Annotated in this window: 13 protein-coding genes; 1 reads left to right on the top strand and 12 read right to left on the bottom strand. The window is 57.8% G+C overall.

The window, feature by feature from the left end:
- The first annotated feature begins 108 nt into the window (after nucleotides 1–108).
- Nucleotides 109–1,170, top strand: coding sequence for a peptide-methionine (R)-S-oxide reductase MsrB (gene msrB, locus ACMG4N_RS03005; RefSeq protein ID WP_414432886.1), 1,062 nt, complete (start codon nucleotides 109–111; stop codon nucleotides 1,168–1,170).
- Here msrB and ACMG4N_RS03000 read toward each other — a convergent pair.
- From ACMG4N_RS03000 to ACMG4N_RS02945, 12 genes are all read right to left on the bottom strand, one after another.
- Nucleotides 1,153–2,478: a Na+/H+ antiporter NhaC family protein gene (locus tag ACMG4N_RS03000; RefSeq protein WP_414432885.1), complete on the bottom strand. Its 1,326-nt coding sequence runs from the start codon at nucleotides 2,476–2,478 to the stop codon at nucleotides 1,153–1,155. The two genes, msrB and ACMG4N_RS03000, sit on opposite strands and share 18 nt — an antisense overlap.
- Nucleotides 2,479–2,888: 410 nt before the next feature.
- Nucleotides 2,889–6,158: a carboxyl transferase domain-containing protein gene (locus ACMG4N_RS02995; protein WP_297767781.1), complete on the bottom strand. Its 3,270-nt coding sequence runs from the start codon at nucleotides 6,156–6,158 to the stop codon at nucleotides 2,889–2,891.
- 836 nt (nucleotides 6,159–6,994) lie between these two features.
- Nucleotides 6,995–8,596, bottom strand: coding sequence for a hypothetical protein (locus tag ACMG4N_RS02990; protein ID WP_297767778.1), 1,602 nt, complete (start codon nucleotides 8,594–8,596; stop codon nucleotides 6,995–6,997).
- Nucleotides 8,583–9,269 (bottom strand): hypothetical protein, encoded by a 687-nt coding sequence (locus ACMG4N_RS02985; RefSeq protein ID WP_297767774.1) that lies wholly within the window; start codon nucleotides 9,267–9,269, stop codon nucleotides 8,583–8,585. The genes ACMG4N_RS02990 and ACMG4N_RS02985 overlap by 14 nt, the downstream gene beginning before the upstream one ends.
- Nucleotides 9,270–9,283: 14 nt before the next feature.
- Complete coding sequence (locus tag ACMG4N_RS02980) at nucleotides 9,284–10,027, bottom strand: hypothetical protein (protein ID WP_297767771.1); 744 nt, start codon at nucleotides 10,025–10,027, stop codon at nucleotides 9,284–9,286.
- Between the two features lie 350 nt (nucleotides 10,028–10,377).
- Entirely contained in the window at nucleotides 10,378–12,207 is a 1,830-nt protein-coding gene (glmS, locus tag ACMG4N_RS02975) for a glutamine--fructose-6-phosphate transaminase (isomerizing) (protein ID WP_297767768.1), read from the bottom strand.
- A 138-nt stretch (nucleotides 12,208–12,345) separates the two neighbouring features.
- Nucleotides 12,346–13,713, bottom strand: a complete 1,368-nt coding sequence (gene glmU, locus ACMG4N_RS02970) for a bifunctional UDP-N-acetylglucosamine diphosphorylase/glucosamine-1-phosphate N-acetyltransferase GlmU (RefSeq protein ID WP_414432884.1) — start codon at nucleotides 13,711–13,713, stop codon at nucleotides 12,346–12,348.
- A 309-nt stretch (nucleotides 13,714–14,022) separates the two neighbouring features.
- The gene (locus tag ACMG4N_RS02965) at nucleotides 14,023–14,445 is read right to left on the bottom strand and encodes a F0F1 ATP synthase subunit epsilon (protein WP_035245630.1); all 423 of its coding nucleotides are present in this window, start codon (nucleotides 14,443–14,445) and stop codon (nucleotides 14,023–14,025) included.
- A gap of 21 nt (nucleotides 14,446–14,466) precedes the next feature.
- Nucleotides 14,467–15,849, bottom strand: coding sequence for a F0F1 ATP synthase subunit beta (gene atpD / locus ACMG4N_RS02960; RefSeq protein WP_297767763.1), 1,383 nt, complete (start codon nucleotides 15,847–15,849; stop codon nucleotides 14,467–14,469).
- A 58-nt stretch (nucleotides 15,850–15,907) separates the two neighbouring features.
- Entirely contained in the window at nucleotides 15,908–16,768 is an 861-nt protein-coding gene (gene atpG, locus ACMG4N_RS02955) for a F0F1 ATP synthase subunit gamma (protein ID WP_297767760.1), read from the bottom strand.
- Between the two features lie 23 nt (nucleotides 16,769–16,791).
- Complete coding sequence (gene atpA, locus ACMG4N_RS02950; protein ID WP_035245636.1) at nucleotides 16,792–18,336, bottom strand: F0F1 ATP synthase subunit alpha; 1,545 nt, start codon at nucleotides 18,334–18,336, stop codon at nucleotides 16,792–16,794.
- A gap of 16 nt (nucleotides 18,337–18,352) precedes the next feature.
- Complete coding sequence (locus tag ACMG4N_RS02945; protein ID WP_035245637.1) at nucleotides 18,353–18,889, bottom strand: F0F1 ATP synthase subunit delta; 537 nt, start codon at nucleotides 18,887–18,889, stop codon at nucleotides 18,353–18,355.
- Nucleotides 18,890–18,896 lie beyond the last annotated feature (7 nt).

The following is an 18,896-nucleotide window of genomic DNA, read 5'->3' as shown; positions in this document are numbered from 1 at the left end:
GAAGGACAGGCCCGGCTCTGTGCGCAATCGCAGCGCCAGTGCGTAAGAGATCACCGGTTTTGCAACAAATCCGTTTGTCGGGCATCCAAGCTTCAGGAGGTAACAACCATGCGCACACTATTATTTCTTGCCGCTCTCACCTTGAGCGCCCCTGTACTGGCCGCCGAGGCCTATTTTGCCGGAGGCTGCTTCTGGTGCACCGAATCGGATTTTGAAGAGCTCGATAGCGTCAGCGAGGCCATCAGCGGCTTTGCCGGCGGCGACGAGAAGAACCCCAGCTATGAGGACGTGGCCCATGGCCGCACCGGCCATACGGAAGTCGTGAAGGTGATCTATGACCCGGCGGTGGTGAGCTACGACAACCTGCTCACCTGGTTCTGGCAGCACGTGGACCCCACTGACCCCAATGGCCAGTTCGTGGATCGCGGCCAGCAATACCGCAGCGCGATTTTCTATCAGACCGAGGCGGAGAAAACCGCTGCCCTGGCCTCGCGTAAGGCCCTGGAGGAAAGCGGTCGCTTCGACAAACCGGTGATCACCGAGATTACCGAGCTGGACGCCTTCTACCCGGCGGAGGATTACCATCAGGATTACTACAAGACCCACAGCCTGAAGTACAAGTACTACCGCTATCGCTCCGGTCGCGACCAGTTTCTGCAGGAACACTGGGACGACCCGAAGCATCGCCCCTGGCTCACCGACCAGGTCACTCAGCGCTGGCAGGGGGCGGATCAGTTCCAGCGCCCCAGCGATGAGGTACTGAAAAAATCACTGCCCAAGCTGGTCTACCAGGTGACCCGGGAAGACGCCACCGAACGGGCCTTCCAGAATGAATACTTCGACCATAAAGGCGAGGGTATCTATGTGGATGTGATCAGCGGCGAGCCGTTGTTTTCTTCCACGGATAAATACAAATCCGGCACCGGCTGGCCCAGCTTTACCAAGCCTATCGACAAGGCATTCGTGACGCTGGAGGAAGACAACAAGCTATGGGCCACCCGCACGGAAGTACGCAGCCGCTACGCGGATTCCCACCTCGGCCATGTGTTCAGCGACGGCCCCGAGCCCACTGGCCAGCGCTGGTGCATGAATTCAGCCGCGCTGCGTTTTGTGCCCAAGGCCGAGATGGAAAAACAGGGTTACGGGGAGTATTTATCCCTGTTTGAGTGAGGGAAGCTGTGGCCGGTTGATGACAATGGCGATCACCCCGGCCACCGCCAGTGCCCAGCAGTAATGGATGGCGCCGATCAGCTCCAGCGGTGACAGCCCGGCAATGGAACAGGCCAGCAACACCTGGGCGCCATAGGGAATCAGCCCCTGCACCACGCAGGAAAAGATATCCAGCACACTGGCCGAGCGACGCAGATCCACGCCATGGTCTTCGGCGATGTCTCTGGCCATCTCCCCGGTAAGTACGATGGCCACGGTGTTGTTGGCCACGAACACATTGGCCACCACCACCAGCAGGGCAATGCCCACTTCCCCGGCCCGTTGCAGCGGCAGTTTCAGCCAGCGGGTCAGGCCGTGGATACGTTCGATCAACCAGCGGGTGCCGCCCTGATCGGTCATCAGTTGTGACAGCCCGCCGATCAGCATGGACAGCAGCATGATCTCGAACATGCTTTCGAAACCGCTGTAGACCGCCCCGTTCACCTGGGCCAGCCCATAGTCCGCCCCCTGCACCATGCCGGTGACCCCGGCCACGGCGATGCCGATGATCAGCACCGCCAACACATTCAGCCCGCTCAGGGCCAGGGCAAAGACCAGCAGATACGGCAACACCAGCCAGGGCTGTAAAGGCTCCGCCTGCACCTGATGGTCACCGCCGCCCAGCAGCACCAGCACCGCCACGGTCACCAGCGCCGCCGGCAGGGCAATCCAGATATTCACCCGGAACTTGTCCTTCAACGAGACGCCCTGGCTGCGGGTGGCAGCAATGGTGGTATCGGAAATCATCGACAGGTTGTCACCGAACATGGCGCCACCCACCACGGCCCCCACCGCCAGCGGCATGGGCAGCCCGGTGGCCTGGGCAAACCCGGCGGCAATGGGCGCGGTGGCGGCGACGGTCCCCATGGAGGTGCCCATGGCCGTGGCAATAAAACCGGCAATCAGAAACAGGGCGGGCAACACCCAGTCGGAAGGAATAATGCGCAGACCAAACTGCACGGTGGCATCCACACTGCCGATGCTGTCGCTGACACTGGCAAAGGCCCCGGCCAGCAGGAACACCAAACACATGAGGATAATATTGGGATGGCCGATCCCTGCCAGCAGGCGCTCCACACTGCGGCTCAATGCCTGGCGCGCCAGCACACAGCCCAGCACGATCGCCGCCATGGCCACCACCGGCGCCTTGATCTGGTAAAAGGCGAACTCGGTGCCCTGCAGGCTGTAATAGATCCCGCTACCGAAAAACACCGCCATAAAAAACAGCAGCGGCAACAAAGGCCAGGCGCGGGCAGGGGCTTGAGTCATGGATCAGTCCGGATCAGCGGTAATTTCCGAACAGTGTAGAGATTCCCGGCCGGGGGCGGTACCTGCGCTACCTGTAGGAGCTTGCCTGCAAGCGAAAGACGGAGGATATCCCGGTGTCATCTACGAAGCCGCTGTAGGAACGGAGCGCAGCGGAGTAACGCACGTAGTTCCGTGCGGCCCGAAGGGTGAGCAAAGCGAATAACGCCTCTTGAGGCGCGAACCGCGTGCGAACGCGGAATCGGCCGCAGGGCGATCAGGGACGGCAGAGCTCGACAGGTTTCAAAATGATTGCTGCCGATCGAATCTCTGTCGCCTCGCTACGCTCGGTTCGTCCCCTGGAAGGGAACTCCTACAGCGGCTTCGTAGCCATGTTTTCGCAACTCGAAACTCGTACCTCGCTGCTGGCCTTTTCAAAACGTATCCACAAACGGCCGACCACCCTTCCCTCCCCGATGCCCGGACGCATTCAGCCCGCGCAGCAACCACTGGCGGCTCTCCACGGGATCGATCACCGCATCGATCTCCAGGAAGCTGGCCATGTTCAGGGCCTTGCCCTGCTGGTAGGCCTTGGCCACCAGCTTGTCGAACAGGCGTTGCTGTTTCTCCGCTGTGGGCTGGGCGGCCAGTTCCTTGGCGAAGCCGAGTCGCACCGCCCCTTCCAGGCCCATGGCGCCGAACTCGGCGCTGGGCCAGGCGGCGGTGAACAACGGCGAATGGAAACTGCCCGCCGCCATGGCCTGGGCGCCCAGACCGTAGCCCTTGCGCAGCACCAGGGTGAAGAACGGCACCGTCAGGCTGGCGGCGGTGACAAACATCCGTGACACATGGCGCACCGTGGCCTGCTGCTCCGCCTCCGGCCCCACCATGAAACCGGGGGTATCGCACAGGGACACCATGGGCAGGCCAAAGGCCTCGCACAGCTGCATAAAGCGCGCGGCCTTGTCGCCGCCCACCGCATCGATGGCGCCGCCCAGGTGGCCCGGGTTATTGGCGATCAGCCCAAAGGGGCGCCCTTCAATGCGTACCAGCGCGGTGATCATCCCCGGGGCGAACTCACGGCGCAGTTCCAGTACCGAGCCACGGTCCGCCAGGGTGTCGATGACCTGGCGGATGTCGTAGACCCGGGTGCGTTTTTCCGGGATACGATGACGCAGCTCGCGCTGGTCGGCGGCCTGCCAGTCGCTCACCCGGCCCTGAAAATAGGACAGGTACTGTTTGGCCACTGCCACCGCAGCCTTCTCGTCCTCCACGACCACATCCACCACCCCATTGGGGGCCTGCACCGTCACCGGCCCCACCTGCTCCGGGGTGAACCGGCCCAGGCCGCCGCCTTCGATCATGGCCGGGCCGGCCATGCCGATGCTGGCGTCTTTGGTGGCGATGATCACATCGCAGCAACCCAGCAAGGCCGCGTTGCCGGCAAAGCACCGGCCGGAGCCGATGCCCACCAGCGGCACCTGCCCGGACAAGCGGGCCATGGCGGCAAAGGTATGGCAGTCCAGCCCGGCCACACCGACAAAGTCGGTATCGCCGGGACGCCCGCCACCACCTTCGGCAAACAGCACCAGCGGCATCTTCCACTGGCCGGCCAGCTGCAGCAGGCGGTCAGTCTTCTTGTGGTTCATCATCCCCTGGGTGCCGGCGAACACGGTGTAGTCGTAGCTCATGGCCAGCACCCGGGCGGCCTCGTCGCCGAACTGGTCGGCATTGACGGTGCCGGTGCCACCGATCAGGCCATCCGCCGGGCTCATGGCCTGCAACTCTTCGGCACTGCGACGACGTCGCTGGGCCGCCAGAGCCATGGCGCCGTATTCCTGGAAGCTGTCCGCATCAAGCAGATCGTCGAGATTTTCCCGGGCGGTGCGCTTGCCTTTGCTGTGGCGTTTTTCCACCGCCTGGGGGCGGCCCGCATCGCTGATGGCCTGATGGCGATCCAGCACCTCCGCCAGATCCTGGCGGATATGATCCAGGTCCACGCTTTCTTCCGTGGCGATGGCGTCCCCTGCCACCTCACCGGGTTCCACAAACAACAACGGCGACGCCTCATTCAGGGCATCACCTTCCTGGGCGGCCAGGCTGTGCACCTGGCCGGCGATGGCGGCGCGTACCTCGAATTCCATCTTCATGGCTTCCAGCACCGCCACTACCTGGCCCACCTGCACCGTGTCGCCCTGCTGCACCAGCAGGGACACCAGTACGCCGGTGGTGGGGCTGGTCAGCGCCTCGCAACCCGCCGGGGTGGCAAGGGTGCCGGTCTGTGGTGATGGGTCGGCAGACGGCAAGTCCGGGGTCACGTCAGTGGGCAGCGCCCGCAACAGCTCTGGCAGGTGGGTTTCCACATAGCGGGTGGTCACCGCGTTGGCCTGCACCGCATCGCTGGCCAGCAAGGCCTGCAGCAGCGGCAGATTGCTTTGCACGCCCTCAATGCGGGTCTGCTTCAGGGCCCGGCGGGCCCGTTGCAGCACCGTGGGATAGTCCGCGCCGGTGACGATCAACTTGGCCAGCAGGGAATCGTAGGCCGGGCTGACCGGGTAACCGGCATAGCCGTACCCATCCACCCGAATCCCCGGCCCGCTGGCGGGCTCATAGGCGGTGAGGGTGCCCGCCGAAGGCGCGGTGCTGCCATCGGCCTTGAGGGTTTCCAGGTTGAGACGCAGCTGTACCGCCATGCCATCACAGGCCGGTGGGGTAAGCAGATTCAGGTCAGCCAGACTGGCCCCCGCCGCCAGCCGAATCTGGCTCTGCACCAAATCCACCCCGGTGACCTGCTCGGTGACCGTGTGCTCCACCTGCACCCGGGGGTTGGCTTCCATGAAATAGAAACGGTTCTGCGCCGGCTCCACCAGAAACTCGAAGGTGCCGATGCCCTGATAGTTCACCGCTCTAGCCAATGTCAGCGCGCTATCGATGATGCGGTCGCGCAGGCCAGCATCGAGACCCGGCGCCGGGGCGAACTCCACCAGCTTCTGGTGACGGCGCTGCAAGGTGCAGTCGCGCTCCCACAGATGGCTCACCGCCCCGCTGCCATCGCCCAGCACCTGCACTTCGATATGGCGGGCGGCGGGTACCAACTGCTCCACATAGACCGCCTCGTTGCCAAACGCGGCCTTCGCCTCCGACTGACAACGCTGAAAGGCCGCCTCCAGCCCTACCAAGTCAGTAACCGCTCGCATACCGCGCCCGCCCCCACCGCTCAGGGCCTTGATCATCACACCACTGCCTTCCAGCGACGCCATAAATGCTTGGGCTTCCTCCAGCGTCACCGCCTGCTCCGTGCCCTGCACCAACGGCACCCGGCAACGGGCCGCCAACGCCCGGGCGGACGCCTTGTCGCCAAACAACCGCAGAGTCTCCGCCCCCGGCCCGATCAGCGTCAGCTCGGCCCGGGCACACTGCTCGGCAAACTCCGCATTCTCGGCCAGAAAGCCGTAGCCGGGGTGAATCGCCTCACAACCCTGCTCCCTGGCAACCGCGATCAACTGCGCCCCATCCAGATAGGCCGGCACACCCCGGCCCAGCAACGCTACCGCCTCATCCACCTGGCGAGTGTGCAGAGAGTGCTGATCATCCTCCGCAAACACCCCCACGGAACGAATTCCCAGATCCGCACAGGCATTGGCAATACGAATGGCAATCTCGCCACGGTTGGCAATCAGGATGGCAGCAAACGGGACGGGCACGGCGGACTCCAGTCTTAGATTCGACGGCAAAGACCACAGTGTAGCCAGTTGGGGTTATCGATGGCATTGATCGGGGTGCATGGAGATGTATGCATTGGGTTAATGCTGATTCGCTGGCTCAAAAGGCCATCAAGTCAGCATTGAGTCCGTATACCGAAGTCTAGCGAGGCGGCAAGTCAGGGTTTAGCTTGGTTAAATTGGTGCGTGTCCCTTGTTTCTATCGCCCTTACCGAACAGCGGACTTTCACCGCTTGATTTATCGCCAGCTTTGCCCGGCGCTCGGCGTGTCCCCGATTATTCGTTATCAGAGATTCATTTCTAAGCCTTGATGTAGTGGTGTGCAAGGAGGGTTAAACAGCTAATTGTTTGGTGTTTCACTATTTGGATGATAGGGCTGGGAATAAGCGGCTCTGTTGCTGGGCACAAGAAAAGCACAAGAGGCAGGACTACTTGAACCAGAATCTACGGCTCCACGAGCCCCTAACTAGAACCATGATGGGAAATGGGAGACTTGACCCTCAAGGTTCCTCGCTCGGGAAGAGTTGAACCGAGAGCGGTCAAACGACGGCCAAAGCCTACACCACTACTGACGCGGCCCAGACATGAAGCACAAGCCGATATACGCAAGAACGGCCATCCTCCAAAGCAACGGGAATGGAACCGGTCAGCAGCATGAAAGGCTTGGACTTAAGTAAGTGCCATTCAGACCTGAACTCGAGTCGAGCACGAGCGGGGCTTATCAATCGGCAGAAATATTCGGGTGGATGGGAACGGTTAGCTATGTTTAGGTCAGAAAAGAGCGCATGAGGTAAAGCCCCCCTCATACGCTTGTGTCGTCATTGCCGCTCACCGCAGCGAAAACTTCCTTCCGCTTCGCACATCCAGAACGTTGTTCCCATACGGTTATTGCTATAGCAATTTTTAGCCTTTCCCCGAACAAGTCCACCGGCATTGAATTGTTCATCGAACAGACTAACACTACTACCAAATCCCATCGATTTGCATTGCTTGATTGCCTTGTCCTGCAACCGATTCAGAGCATCACTGCGCGCACGCTGCTCACTACTTGCTTCATAAAAGAAGGCACCGGCACTCATATCCGCCTTTTGCCAAGCCAGCAGACGCTCATCAGAAAATTTGTAACAATGATAGCGTTTGGGAATTCGCTTCATTGGAATGCGTACTCCCTGCTGGTTAATCGGCTCACAATCAGCGCCTACGGTGGCACCAGCCGCATCGCCGCCTCGTTTTGACGAGGATTGAGACATACCAGACGAAGACAAGGCAACATTATTTCCGCCACCACTCCCTCTTACTTTAACATCTGGCATTGTACGGCTACCCGTCAACTCTCCATTTGCCGTGCGCTCGATACTTTCCGACACATAAGCGTTACCGCCAACAGTACCACGCCAGCAGATACCCTCTTCTGCAAACAAGACGCCACCGTTACTTTCACAAGCCGCACGCCGCTCGGCAAGTGATCGCTGCAACAGACAGTGTCGTTTGTCTGCAACCCATTGGGCGCCTCGAGCCAGACATTTTTGTTTCGCCGTATCCACCTGCGCTGCACTGTTAGCTTGGGCCACGATAATTTTGCCATTGTTCGTCACGTTTGCCTGTTGCTGACGCTGCAATGCCGTTCGCCGTTGCAGATCCTCTAACGATTCATTACGGGCCTCGTGAACCATGGCCTGGATTTCCACAGCCTGCCGCTGGAACGTACGATCTCTCGCAGCCATATCCCGATTGGCCTGCTGCAAGCCATTATTAATTGCCCCTGCCACAGCCGGGTCTCCGATCACTTCCAGAATACTCATACCTGCATCGCCAGCGGTGCTTACGCCAACCGTAATCCCGGAAAACGCCCGCGCGATACCATCAGTAACATGGATCGGCTTGTCCATTTTTCTGTTAAGTCCAGCAAGTGACATAGATACATCCTGATCACGAAAATCCCTTAACGCGATTTCCATCCGGGCAGGAAGCAACTTGATCAATTGGTACTGGGGGTGTGCAGTACCGGTTGGTCCTCCACGTTTGATGTGGTGATAGCGGTATTCAGTCGTCAGAAGGTTCGCCCAAAGCGGAAATGAGGCTACAGCGAGTGACTCCTGGTCGGGACGAAAACGTGACATCTCCATGGTCACCCGCCATTTTGCTTTCACAAGTCCTATCGTTCCTTTTTTGGGTGATATTCCAACCAGATCGTCAGAGCGGACCTTGAAATCTATTCGGTAAACTACTTCACCTTTACCTGAAAACATCGGCTTCAATCGTTTACGTACGGCATTGCGTAGCTGCGGCTTGACCTCCTTTTTTACACCACTCATTTCGTACTTAATCGGGCCGAGCTTTCCCTCGTATAATACTTGCGCCTGTAAATGCTGAGCGGCCAACAATATTATCCCCATCGATAGCAATCTAATAAAGAACATAGTTCACCTGGATGCTCTTGATCGATTTCTCAATCAGGTTGGCATAAATTTCCTCTAACTCATCCTCCGACTCTTTACTCGGAAAAAATCCATGGGCCCATGGATTAAGACAGTTACGCGTAACATGTACGTTCTGTTCTGCATCGAGTGCATTACCCAGTTCACCGGCACGATACAGGCTGTGTTGAAGTGTGAAAGCAAAGTCGTCGCATAGAGGAGGGAGAAGGCCCAGCGTATAAGCGGTAACAAACACTGCCGCAACACCTACCCCACTACCATAGGTCGGTGTCTTGCGAAAACCCAGATCACTATAGACCAGAAAATAGTCCGCCTGATCTGGTGTTACCACTTTGTAGCCGTTTTTTCGAAGGGTTTTGCTGGCTTGCTCGACAAAAAAATCATCACCAAGATAACTATAAATATCAGGAATGCTTCCCCTGTCTTCTTCAGGTCGATTTGTTCCTTCGTAATAGCGAAAGCGACGCTTAAATCCAGGCGGCACATCACCATCAAACTGGTGTAGCGCAAACAGGTTATACTGAGCAGACGACACTACGGCAATGCCTGCATCAATACCTGCATGACCTATATCAACGGGTTCAACCTTTGGCGATATTGAGCAACCGGACATCAGCAGCAGTGTCGCGCACATGGCAATTATATTTTTTTTCATGAATATCCAACGCATCAGTAAAACATCCCTTGCTGCATGAGCTGATAAACCCGTGAAACATAACCATTAACCACCTGATTATCGAGGTAGGTATTGGCTTCAAGAAGATCCTTTTTGAAGATATAGTTGATAGGGGTATGTACCACGATAGCTAGCGGTGTGACATGTAGCGCAATATCAGTGCGAATTGGCTTTTCACCCTTTTGCGCTCCCTCCCAGGAGTCAAAAGCAATAACAACCTCATTTCTGCCTGACCGCCTGTCAATCAACTGACCTGAAGCCATGCATGCATCGCCCTTCGTTAACGGGTACAACATAAAAAGAGACAAGATCGTTGGTGCATTTTCAATAACAACATCAATGTCCTTGTGTTCTAGTTTCATGGTAAGAACAAAGTCTGCTTCAGCTTCACTATTGACAAGATCCATACCGAGAGAATCCAGCTGGCTACGAATCATGGTTTCCAGTTTGTCACCCTGAAGCCTGTAACCGATCGGGTAAGTGCGTCCGGCCAGCATTGAAAATGGAACCTCTATACCTTCCGCGTGGTGACCACTTCCAACGGCACACCACTTGGTTTTACCTTTTAGGTAAACCTTGCTCTTAGATACTGGCATTCCCTGTAAATCAGCCGTCGAATAATTATCAAGTGCTTCGCTATTCTTGAACGTCTTACTGCTAGCAGTCATTCGTGTATCCGAAAGCGCACACCCCCCGAATAAGATCAAAACAAACAAGAAAGGCATGAATTTATGCATTATATTTCCCCAATTTCCAGACACCGGCAATCAGCAGCCGTATTTTTAGCATGCGGCTGCAGTGATCTTTTAGACGAAGAAGATCCCCCAAGCGAAATTATGCTGTGACACACTATTTCACTTCATGAATTCAATTTTACAGTGCGACAGGTTGTATACGCATCCCCAATTTGGGGGATGCGTTGGGCCAGAACCCCGGTTACAGCCCGGAGTCTCTCCTCACTCTCTCCTGCGACCGCGCCGCCAGCGACGCTTCTACAGCAAGCTGATTCTTGTCAGCCTGTCCCCCACAAAAAAGCCCGGCATCGCCGGGCTTTCGTTATCAACTATCCATTCTCAATTATCAATTATTACTCCACCGTCACCGACTTCGCCAAATTCCGCGGCTGATCCACATCCGTCCCCCGCAGCACGGCCACATGGTAGCTAAGCAACTGCAACGGCACGGTATAGACGATCGGGGCAATGGTTTCCGGCACCGCCGGCATGTTCAGCACGTGGATGCCCTCGCCTTCTTTCACGTGGGCATTCTTGTCGGCGAACACGTACAGCTCACCGCCGCGGGCGCGGACTTCCTGCAGGTTGGATTTGAGTTTTTCCAGCAGTTCGTCGTTGGGCGCCACGGAGACCACTGGCATGTCGCTGTCTACCAGGGCCAGGGGGCCGTGCTTGAGCTCGCCGGCCGGGTAGGCTTCGGCGTGGATGTAGGAAATTTCCTTGAGCTTGAGGGCACCTTCCAGGGCCACCGGGAATTGCACGCCACGGCCCAGGAACAGGGTGTGGTGTTTTTCCACGAAGGCTTCGGAAAGCTTCTCGATGGGCTTGTCCAGCGCAACGGTCTGTTCGATCAGGTTGGGCAGCTGGCGCAGTTCGTCGAGGATGCCTTCGATGCGGGCATCATCCAGGCCTTTCTGGCGGCCCAGGGCCAGCACCAGCATGAGCAGGCCGGTGAGCTGGGTGGTGAATGCCTTGGTGGAGGCCACGCCGATTTCCGGGCCGGCCTTGGTGAGGAATACCAGTTCGGATTCGCGCACCAGGGAGGAGCTGTCCACGTTGCAGATGGCCAGGCGACCCACGTAGTTGGGTGACTGGGTATCACGCAGGGCCGCCAGGGTGTCGGCGGTTTCACCGCTCTGGGAGATGGTGACGAATAAGGTGCCTTCCGGTACCACGTGGTTGCGGTAGCGGAACTCGCTGGCCACTTCCACCTGGCAGGGAATGCCGGCGATGTCTTCCAGCCAGTAACGCGCCACCATGCCGGCGTGGTAGCTGGTGCCACAGGCAACAATCTGCACGGTTTTCACCCGGTCGAAGATGGCCGGGGCTTTTTCGCCGAAGGCGTCGATCAGGCTCGCCGGGCTGTCGATGCGGCCTTCCAGGGTTTTCTGGATGGCCGCCGGCTGCTCGAAGATTTCCTTCTGCATGTAGTGGCGATATTCGCCTTTTTCCGCGTCTTCGTGGGTGCCGTCGAATTCGTGGGTATCGCGATTGGCCGGGTTACCCTGTGCGTCGACGATACGAATACTGTCGGTGCTGATTTCCGCCTGGTCGCCTTCTTCCAGGAAGATGAAGCGGTTGGTCACCGGCAGCAGGGCCAGCTGGTCGGAGGCGATGTAGTTTTCGTCGATGCCCAGGCCGATCACCAGCGGGCTGCCGGAGCGCACGGCGACCAGTTTATGGGGCTCGTCCTTGTGGATCACGCCCAGGGCGTAGGCGCCATCCAGTTTCTTCACCACTTGCTGGACGGCGGTGAACAGATCCACGCCGGTGGCCAGTATCTGGTGGAGCAGGTGCACGATGACTTCGGTGTCGGTCTGGGACTGGAAGTCATAACCGGCGGCTTCCAGTTCGTCTTTCAGTTCCTGGAAGTTTTCGATGATGCCGTTGTGCACCAGGGCCAGATCGCTGCCGGACATGTGCGGGTGGGCGTTGTCTTCAGAGGGCTTGCCGTGGGTCGCCCAGCGGGTGTGCGCAATACCGGTGAAACCGGTGGTTTGCTCGTCCACGGTGGCGCTTTCCAGGCCAGCTACCTTGCCCTGGCGTCGCACCCGGGTAATGCCGGAATCATTGAGCAGCGCCACACCGGCGCTGTCGTAGCCCCGGTATTCCAGGCGCTTGAGGCCAGTGATCAGGATGTTGGTCACATTACGCTGGGCAATGGCCCCGACGATTCCACACATGTTGCGTTAGTCCTTTGTTTGAAGTCGAGCCCTCTCCCCCAGCCCCTCTCCCGCAAGCGGGAGAGGGGAGCTAAACACCCGCCGTTCTGGAGGGCTCCCTCCCAACTTGCCGGGGAGGGACAGGGAGAGGACCTGGTATTAACCTTTTTGCGGGCGTTTCCAGTCGCTGACGTTGCGCTGCTGGCCACGGGCGACGGCCAGGCCGTTGTCGTCCACATCCTTGGTGATGGTGCTGCCTGCGCCCACGGTGGCATTTTCGCCGATGGTGACCGGTGCCACCAGTGAAGAATTGGAGCCGATAAAGGCGCCGTCTTTCATCACTGTCTGGAATTTGTTGGCGCCATCGTAATTGCAGGTGATGGTGCCGGCGCCCACATTGACGCCCTTGCCGATCTGGCTGTCGCCGATGTAGGTCAGATGATTCACCTTGGAACCCTCGCCCACATAGGACTTCTTGGTTTCCACAAAGTTGCCGATCTTGGCGTTGTCGGCCAGTTCGGTGCCGGGGCGCAGGCGGGCGTAGGGGCCGATGGTGCATTGCTCGCCGACGATGGCGCCATCTACCAGGCTGTTGGCTTCGATGACGGTGCCGGCACCGATGTTGGTATCGCGGATAATGCAGTTGGGGCCGATGACCACGCCTTCCTCGATGGTGACATCGCCTTCCAGCACCACGTTCACATCGATGATCACATCCGTGGCGATCTGCACGCTGCCGCGTACATCAAGGCGGTTCGGGTCGCGCAGGGTGACGCCGTCGCGCATCAGGGATTCGGCCTGGGCCAGCTGGTAGATGCGCTCCAGACGGGACAGCTGCACCCGGTCGTTAATACCGTCCACTTCCCAAGCGAATTCCGGCTGCAGGGTTTCCACGGTCAGACCAGACTGCACCGCCATGGCGATCACGTCGGTGAGGTAGTATTCGCCCTGGGCGTTGTTGCTGGACAGTTTTGGCAGGCAGTCATCCAGGAAGCCACGGGTGCAGGCCAGGATGCCGGTATTGATTTCCGGGATACCCAGTTCCGCTTCGCTGGCGTCTTTCTGCTCGACGATGCGTTGCACATTGTTCTGGCCATCGCGAACGATGCGGCCATAGCCACTGGGGTCGTCCAGGGTCAGGGTCATCAGCGCCAGGGTCTTGTCATCCACGGAGGCGACAAAATCCCGCAGGGTTTCCGGGCGGATCAGGGGGACGTCGCCGTACAGCACCAGTACGATATCTTCCTTGACCAGGGGCATGGCCTGGGCCACGGCATGGCCGGTGCCCAGCTGCTCGGCCTGCTCGGCCCACTGCAGGTGATCGCCGTTGACGATCTCTTTCACCTGATCCCCACCGTGGCCGTAGACGATGATGGTGTTGTCGGCAGCCAGGCTGGTGGCGGCATCCACCACATGCTGGACCATGGCTTTGCCGGCCACTTCATGCAGCACCTTGGGCAACGCACTTTTCATGCGGGTGCCTTTGCCGGCGGCGAGAATGACGACTGCAATAGACCCTGAACTCATACCCTGTCCTTATGTTTTACCCTTGTCGCGATCTGCCCTGCGGCTTTATAGCATGACATCGTGACATTTCTGTCTCTTGACCTGAATCCATGGTTTCAGCGTGGATGCATGGCGTAAGAATTTGTTGTCACAGGGAATTTTCTGAAGAAGCGTCGCATCTGGGAATGCGATCGACTGAAGAAAATTTTCTGTGGCGGCAAAGGCTTACGTCAGACGCCGCGATGAAGTCATGGACTCAGGTCTATGACAGAAACAAAAAAGGGTAGCACTTGGCTACCCCCCTCTGTGTTGAAGAATTGCAAAAGGTGCTTACCGCCCTTTCTTCTTCAACTGCTGAATTGCGCGCAACTGGGCCACGGACTCGGCCAGGGTAGCGGCGGCACGGGAATAATCCATTTCGGAGTTCTTCCCTTCCAGTGCTTCCTTGGCGCGCTGTTTTGCCTGTTCGGCAGCAGCTTCATCCATGTTGTCGGCACGTTCTGCGGTATCGGCCAGCACAGTTACCAGCTTCGGCTGCACTTCCAGGAAGCCGCCGGATACATAGAACACTTCTTCTTCACCATTCTGCTTCTTCACCCGTACCGGACCCGGCTTGAGCCGGGTCAGCAGCGGGGCGTGGCCCGGCATGATACCGAGATCGCCTTCCACACCGGAGGCCACCACGATTTCAACCAGACCGGAGAACAGCTGGCGTTCTGCACTAACAATGTCGCAATGCACGGTCATCGCCATTTGCTTGTCTCCCGGTGCAGGTTACTTGCTACGTTTGTTGTAGGCTTCTACCACTTCGTCGATAGAACCCTTCATGTAGAAATCCTGCTCCGGGATGTGATCGTAATCACCGTCAAGGATGCCCCGGAAACCGGTAAGGGTGTCCTTCAGGGAAACATACTTGCCCGGAGAGCCAGTAAATACTTCGGCCACGAAGAACGGCTGTGACAGGTAACGTTCGATCTTACGAGCACGGGCAACGATGGTCTTGTCTTCTTCAGACAGTTCGTCCATGCCCAGGATCGCGATGATGTCCTTCAGTTCCTTGAAGCGCTGCAGTACAGACTGCACGCCACGGGCCACGTCGTAGTGTTCCTGACCAATCACCAGCGGATCCAGCTGACGAGAGGTGGAATCCAGCGGATCGATCGCCGGGTAGATACCCTTGGAGGCGATGTCACGGCTCAGTACCACGGTCGCATCAAGGTGAGCAAAGGTGGTTGCCGGAGACGGGTCAGTCAAGTCATCCGCAGGTACGTATACGGCCTGAACGGAGGTAATGGAACCGGTCTTGGTGGAAGTAATACGTTCCTGCAGAACGCCCATCTCTTCCGCCAGGGTCGGCTGGTAACCTACCGCTGAAGGCATACGGCCCAGCAGTGCAGATACTTCGGTACCGGCCAGGGTGTAACGGTAGATGTTATCCACGAAGAACAGTACGTCACGGCCTTCGTCACGGAACTTCTCGGCCATGGTCAGACCGGTCAGCGCTACACGCAGACGGTTACCTGGCGGCTCGTTCATCTGACCGTAAACCAGCGATACTTTATCGAGTACGTTGGAGTCCTTCATTTCGTGGTAGAAGTCGTTACCCTCACGAGTACGCTCACCCACACCGGCAAACACGGAGAAACCGGAGTGCTCGATCGCGATGTTCCGGATCAGCTCCATCATGTTTACGGTTTTACCTACACCCGCACCACCGAACAGGCCAACCTTACCGCCTTTGGCGAAAGGACAAACCAGGTCGATTACCTTGATGCCGGTTTCCAGCAGTTCGTTGGTGGCTGCCTGGTCCGCATAGGTAGGAGCAGCACGGTGAATCGGCATGCGCTCTTCTTCACCGATCGGGCCGGCTTCGTCGATGGGTCGACCCAGCACGTCCATGATACGGCCCAGGGTCTTGGTGCCTACCGGAACCTGAATCGGCTCACCGGAGTCGATCACGTCAAGACCACGCTTCAGACCTTCGGTGGAGCCCATGGCAATGGTACGGACAACGCCGTCGCCCAGCTGTTGCTGAACTTCCAGCGTGGTTTCAGTACCGTCCACGGTGAGGGCGTCATATACCTTCGGTACGCCGTCGCGCGGGAATTCCACGTCGATCACAGCACCGATGATCTGAACAATACGACCGCTACTCATGCTTGCATCCTCTTAACTTGCGTTTTTGCCGCGTTCTTTCTACCAGTCTGCTGACAAATCAGACCGCAGCAGCACCACCAACGATTTCGGAGATTTCCTGCGTAATAGCAGCCTGGCGTGCTTTGTTGTACACCAGCTGCAGATCACGAATGATGTCGCCGGCGTTATCACTGGCCGCTTTCATCGCTACCATTCGCGCTGCCTGCTCACAGGCATTGTTTTCTACCACACCCTGATACACCTGGGACTCGATGAACCGCACCAGCAACTCGTCGAGCAGTGCTTTCGGGGCCGGCTCGTAAATATAGTCCCAGTGGCGCTTGAACTCTTCATCATCTGCTGCTTCCAGCGGCAGCATCTGAATGTTCTTGGGCGCCTGGGTCATGGTGTTCACGAACTCGTTGTACACGATGTACAAGCGGTCGATCTCACCATTATCGTAGGCATCCAGCATCGCTTTGATGGAACCGATCAGGTCGTTCAGGTGAGGGGCATCCCCCAAACCGGAAACTGTCGCTTCCACATTGCCGCCAACACTTTTGAAGAAAGAAACACCCTTGGAGCCCACTACGCAGTACTGGGCCTTGGCGCCTTTTTCTTCCCACTCTCGCGAGCTTTTGACGACATTCTTGAGCAGGTTTACGTTGAGGCCACCGCAGAGACCCCGATCGGAGGTCACTACGATGTAGCCAACGTTCTTCACTTCCCGCTCTTGCAGGTAGCTGTGCCGGTATTCCAGATCGGCATTGGCCAGATGTGCAACCACCTGACGCATACGAGTCGCGTAGGGCTTGCTTGCCGCCATACGCTCCTGCGCTTTACGCATCTTGGAGGCTGCCACCATTTCCATTGCACGAGTAATTTTCTTCGTGCTCTGGACGCTGGCAATTTTGCCTTTGATCTCTTTACCGCTGGCCATAGGAAGTACCCTTTTTCAGCGAATTACCAGGTCTGGGTGGCTTTGAACTGATCGAGAGATTCTTTGATCTCGGCTTCGATCTCGCCGTTGTAGTCACCCTTCTCGTTGATTTTGTCCATCAACGCTTTCTTTTCGCTGTTCATGTAGTCCAGCAGAGCCGCTTCGAAGGCGCCGATTTTCTCGACTTCCATCCCTTTCAGGTAGCCTTCGTTCGCTGCGTACAGAACAACACCCATTTCGGCAACGCTCATGGGGCTGTACTGCTTCTGTTTCATCAGCTCGGTAACCGCCTGACCATGCTCCAGCTGTTCGCGGGTGGAGTCATCCAGGTCGGATGCGAACTGGGCGAATGCCGCCAGTTCACGGTACTGAGCCAGAGCCAGACGAATACCACCGCCGAGCTTCTTGACGATCTTGGTCTGCGCGGAACCACCTACACGGGATACGGATACACCCGCGTTCATCGCCGGACGAATACCGGAGTTGAACAGGTCGGTTTCCAGGAAGATCTGACCATCGGTAATGGAAATTACGTTGGTCGGTACGAAAGCGGAAACGTCACCACCCTGGGTTTCGATGATCGGCAGTGCGGTCAGAGAACCGGTTTTGCCTTTCACTTCACCGTTGGTGAACTGCTCTACGTAATCTTCGTTTACCTTGGCGGCGCGTTCCAGCAGACGGGAGTGCAGGTAGAACACGTCACCAGGATAAGCTTCACGACCCGGAGGACGACGCAGCAGCAGGGAAATCTGACGATAGGCCCACGCTTGCTTGGTCAGATCATCATAAACGATCAGTGCATCTTCACCGCGATCACGGAAGTACTCGCCCATGGTGCAGCCGGCAAACGGTGCCAGGAACTGCATGGAAGCGGGATCGGAAGCGGAGGCCGCAACGATGATGGTGTTGTCCATCGCGCCGTGCTCTTCCAGCTTGCGCACCACGTTGGCAATGGTGGACTGCTTCTGACCGATGGCGACGTAGACACACTTAATGCCGGAGTCTTTCTGGTTGATGATCGCATCAACCGCTACCGCGGTCTTACCAATCTGACGGTCACCAATGATCAGCTCACGCTGACCACGGCCGATCGGCACCATGGCATCAATGGACTTGTAACCGGTCTGGACAGGCTCGTTAACCTCACGACGCCAGATAACGCCAGGCGCTACCTTTTCCACTGCGTCGGTCTGCTTGGCATCGATCGGGCCTTTGCCGTCGATCGGGTTACCCAGGGAGTCCACCACACGGCCCAGCAGTTCGGGGCCAGTCGGGACTTCCAGGATGCGGCCGGTACAACGTACCTTCTGACCTTCGGCCAGACCCAGGTAATCACCCAGGACCACGGCACCCACAGAGTCTTGCTCCAGGTTAAGGGCCATGCCGAAGATGCCGCCCTCAAACTCGATCATCTCGCCGAACATCACGTCGGCCAGACCATGAATACGCACGATACCATCGGATACGGATACAACCGTACCCTCGTTGCGTGCTTCGGTGGAGGTATCAAGTTTCGCAATGCGCGATTTGATAATCTCGCTGATTTCGGACGGGTTGAGTTGCTGCATCTCTAATCCCTCAAACTCAAGAGTTCAGTTGCTCTGCCAGACGATTCAGTCGGCCGCGCACACTGCCATCAATTACGGTATCGCCGGCTCGCACCAGCACGCCTCCAATCAGGGATTGGTCCACGGACGTGGTGACATTCACGTCCGTGCCAAGGCGTTTCTTCAGCGCTGTTACCAGCTTCTCGGTTGCAGCGTCGTCCAGATCGAATGCGGAGATAAGCTCCACATCGGTGAACCGCTGCTCCTGGGCCAGAAGCTCGTGGAACAGTTGCAGGATGATCGGCAAAAGCGGCAGACGCTTGTTTTGCGCCAGCTGGGCAACAAAGTTGCTGCCACTTTCGTCGAGTTCATCGCCACAGACTTCTGCAAAAGCAGAAACCTTGGCAGCGTCATCCAGTTCCGGCTGGTCAAGGTAGGCACGCATGGTGGCATCACCTGCCACTGCCGCTGCCAAGCCCAGCATCTTTTCCCACTTGCCCAGGTCGCCTTGTTCCTTTGCAAAAACAAAGGCGGCCTTGGCGTAGGGGCGTGCGATGGTGGTCAGTTCAGCCATGGGTTAC

This window comes from Alcanivorax sp. IL2, from assembly GCF_047495475.1.
GTDB lineage: Bacteria > Pseudomonadota > Gammaproteobacteria > Pseudomonadales > Alcanivoracaceae > Alcanivorax.
The sequence above is the reverse complement of the archived record's forward strand: the minus strand, read 5'-3'. Positions and strand labels throughout refer to the sequence as shown.

Coding starts and splice junctions, on each gene's coding strand:
- ACMG4N_RS03000 (WP_414432885.1), bottom strand. CDS start 2,478: ATGACTCAAGCCCCTGCCCGCGCCTGGCCTTTGTTGCCGCTGCTGTTT.
- ACMG4N_RS02945 (WP_035245637.1), bottom strand. CDS start 18,889: ATGGCTGAACTGACCACCATCGCACGCCCCTACGCCAAGGCCGCCTTT.
- glmU (WP_414432884.1), bottom strand. CDS start 13,713: ATGAGTTCAGGGTCTATTGCAGTCGTCATTCTCGCCGCCGGCAAAGGC.
- atpA (WP_035245636.1), bottom strand. CDS start 18,336: ATGCAGCAACTCAACCCGTCCGAAATCAGCGAGATTATCAAATCGCGC.
- ACMG4N_RS02980 (WP_297767771.1), bottom strand. CDS start 10,027: ATGCATAAATTCATGCCTTTCTTGTTTGTTTTGATCTTATTCGGGGGG.
- atpD (WP_297767763.1), bottom strand. CDS start 15,849: ATGAGTAGCGGTCGTATTGTTCAGATCATCGGTGCTGTGATCGACGTG.
- glmS (WP_297767768.1), bottom strand. CDS start 12,207: ATGTGTGGAATCGTCGGGGCCATTGCCCAGCGTAATGTGACCAACATC.
- ACMG4N_RS02990 (WP_297767778.1), bottom strand. CDS start 8,596: ATGTTCTTTATTAGATTGCTATCGATGGGGATAATATTGTTGGCCGCT.
- ACMG4N_RS02985 (WP_297767774.1), bottom strand. CDS start 9,269: ATGAAAAAAAATATAATTGCCATGTGCGCGACACTGCTGCTGATGTCC.
- msrB (WP_414432886.1), top strand. CDS start 109: ATGCGCACACTATTATTTCTTGCCGCTCTCACCTTGAGCGCCCCTGTA.
- atpG (WP_297767760.1), bottom strand. CDS start 16,768: ATGGCCAGCGGTAAAGAGATCAAAGGCAAAATTGCCAGCGTCCAGAGC.
- ACMG4N_RS02965 (WP_035245630.1), bottom strand. CDS start 14,445: ATGGCGATGACCGTGCATTGCGACATTGTTAGTGCAGAACGCCAGCTG.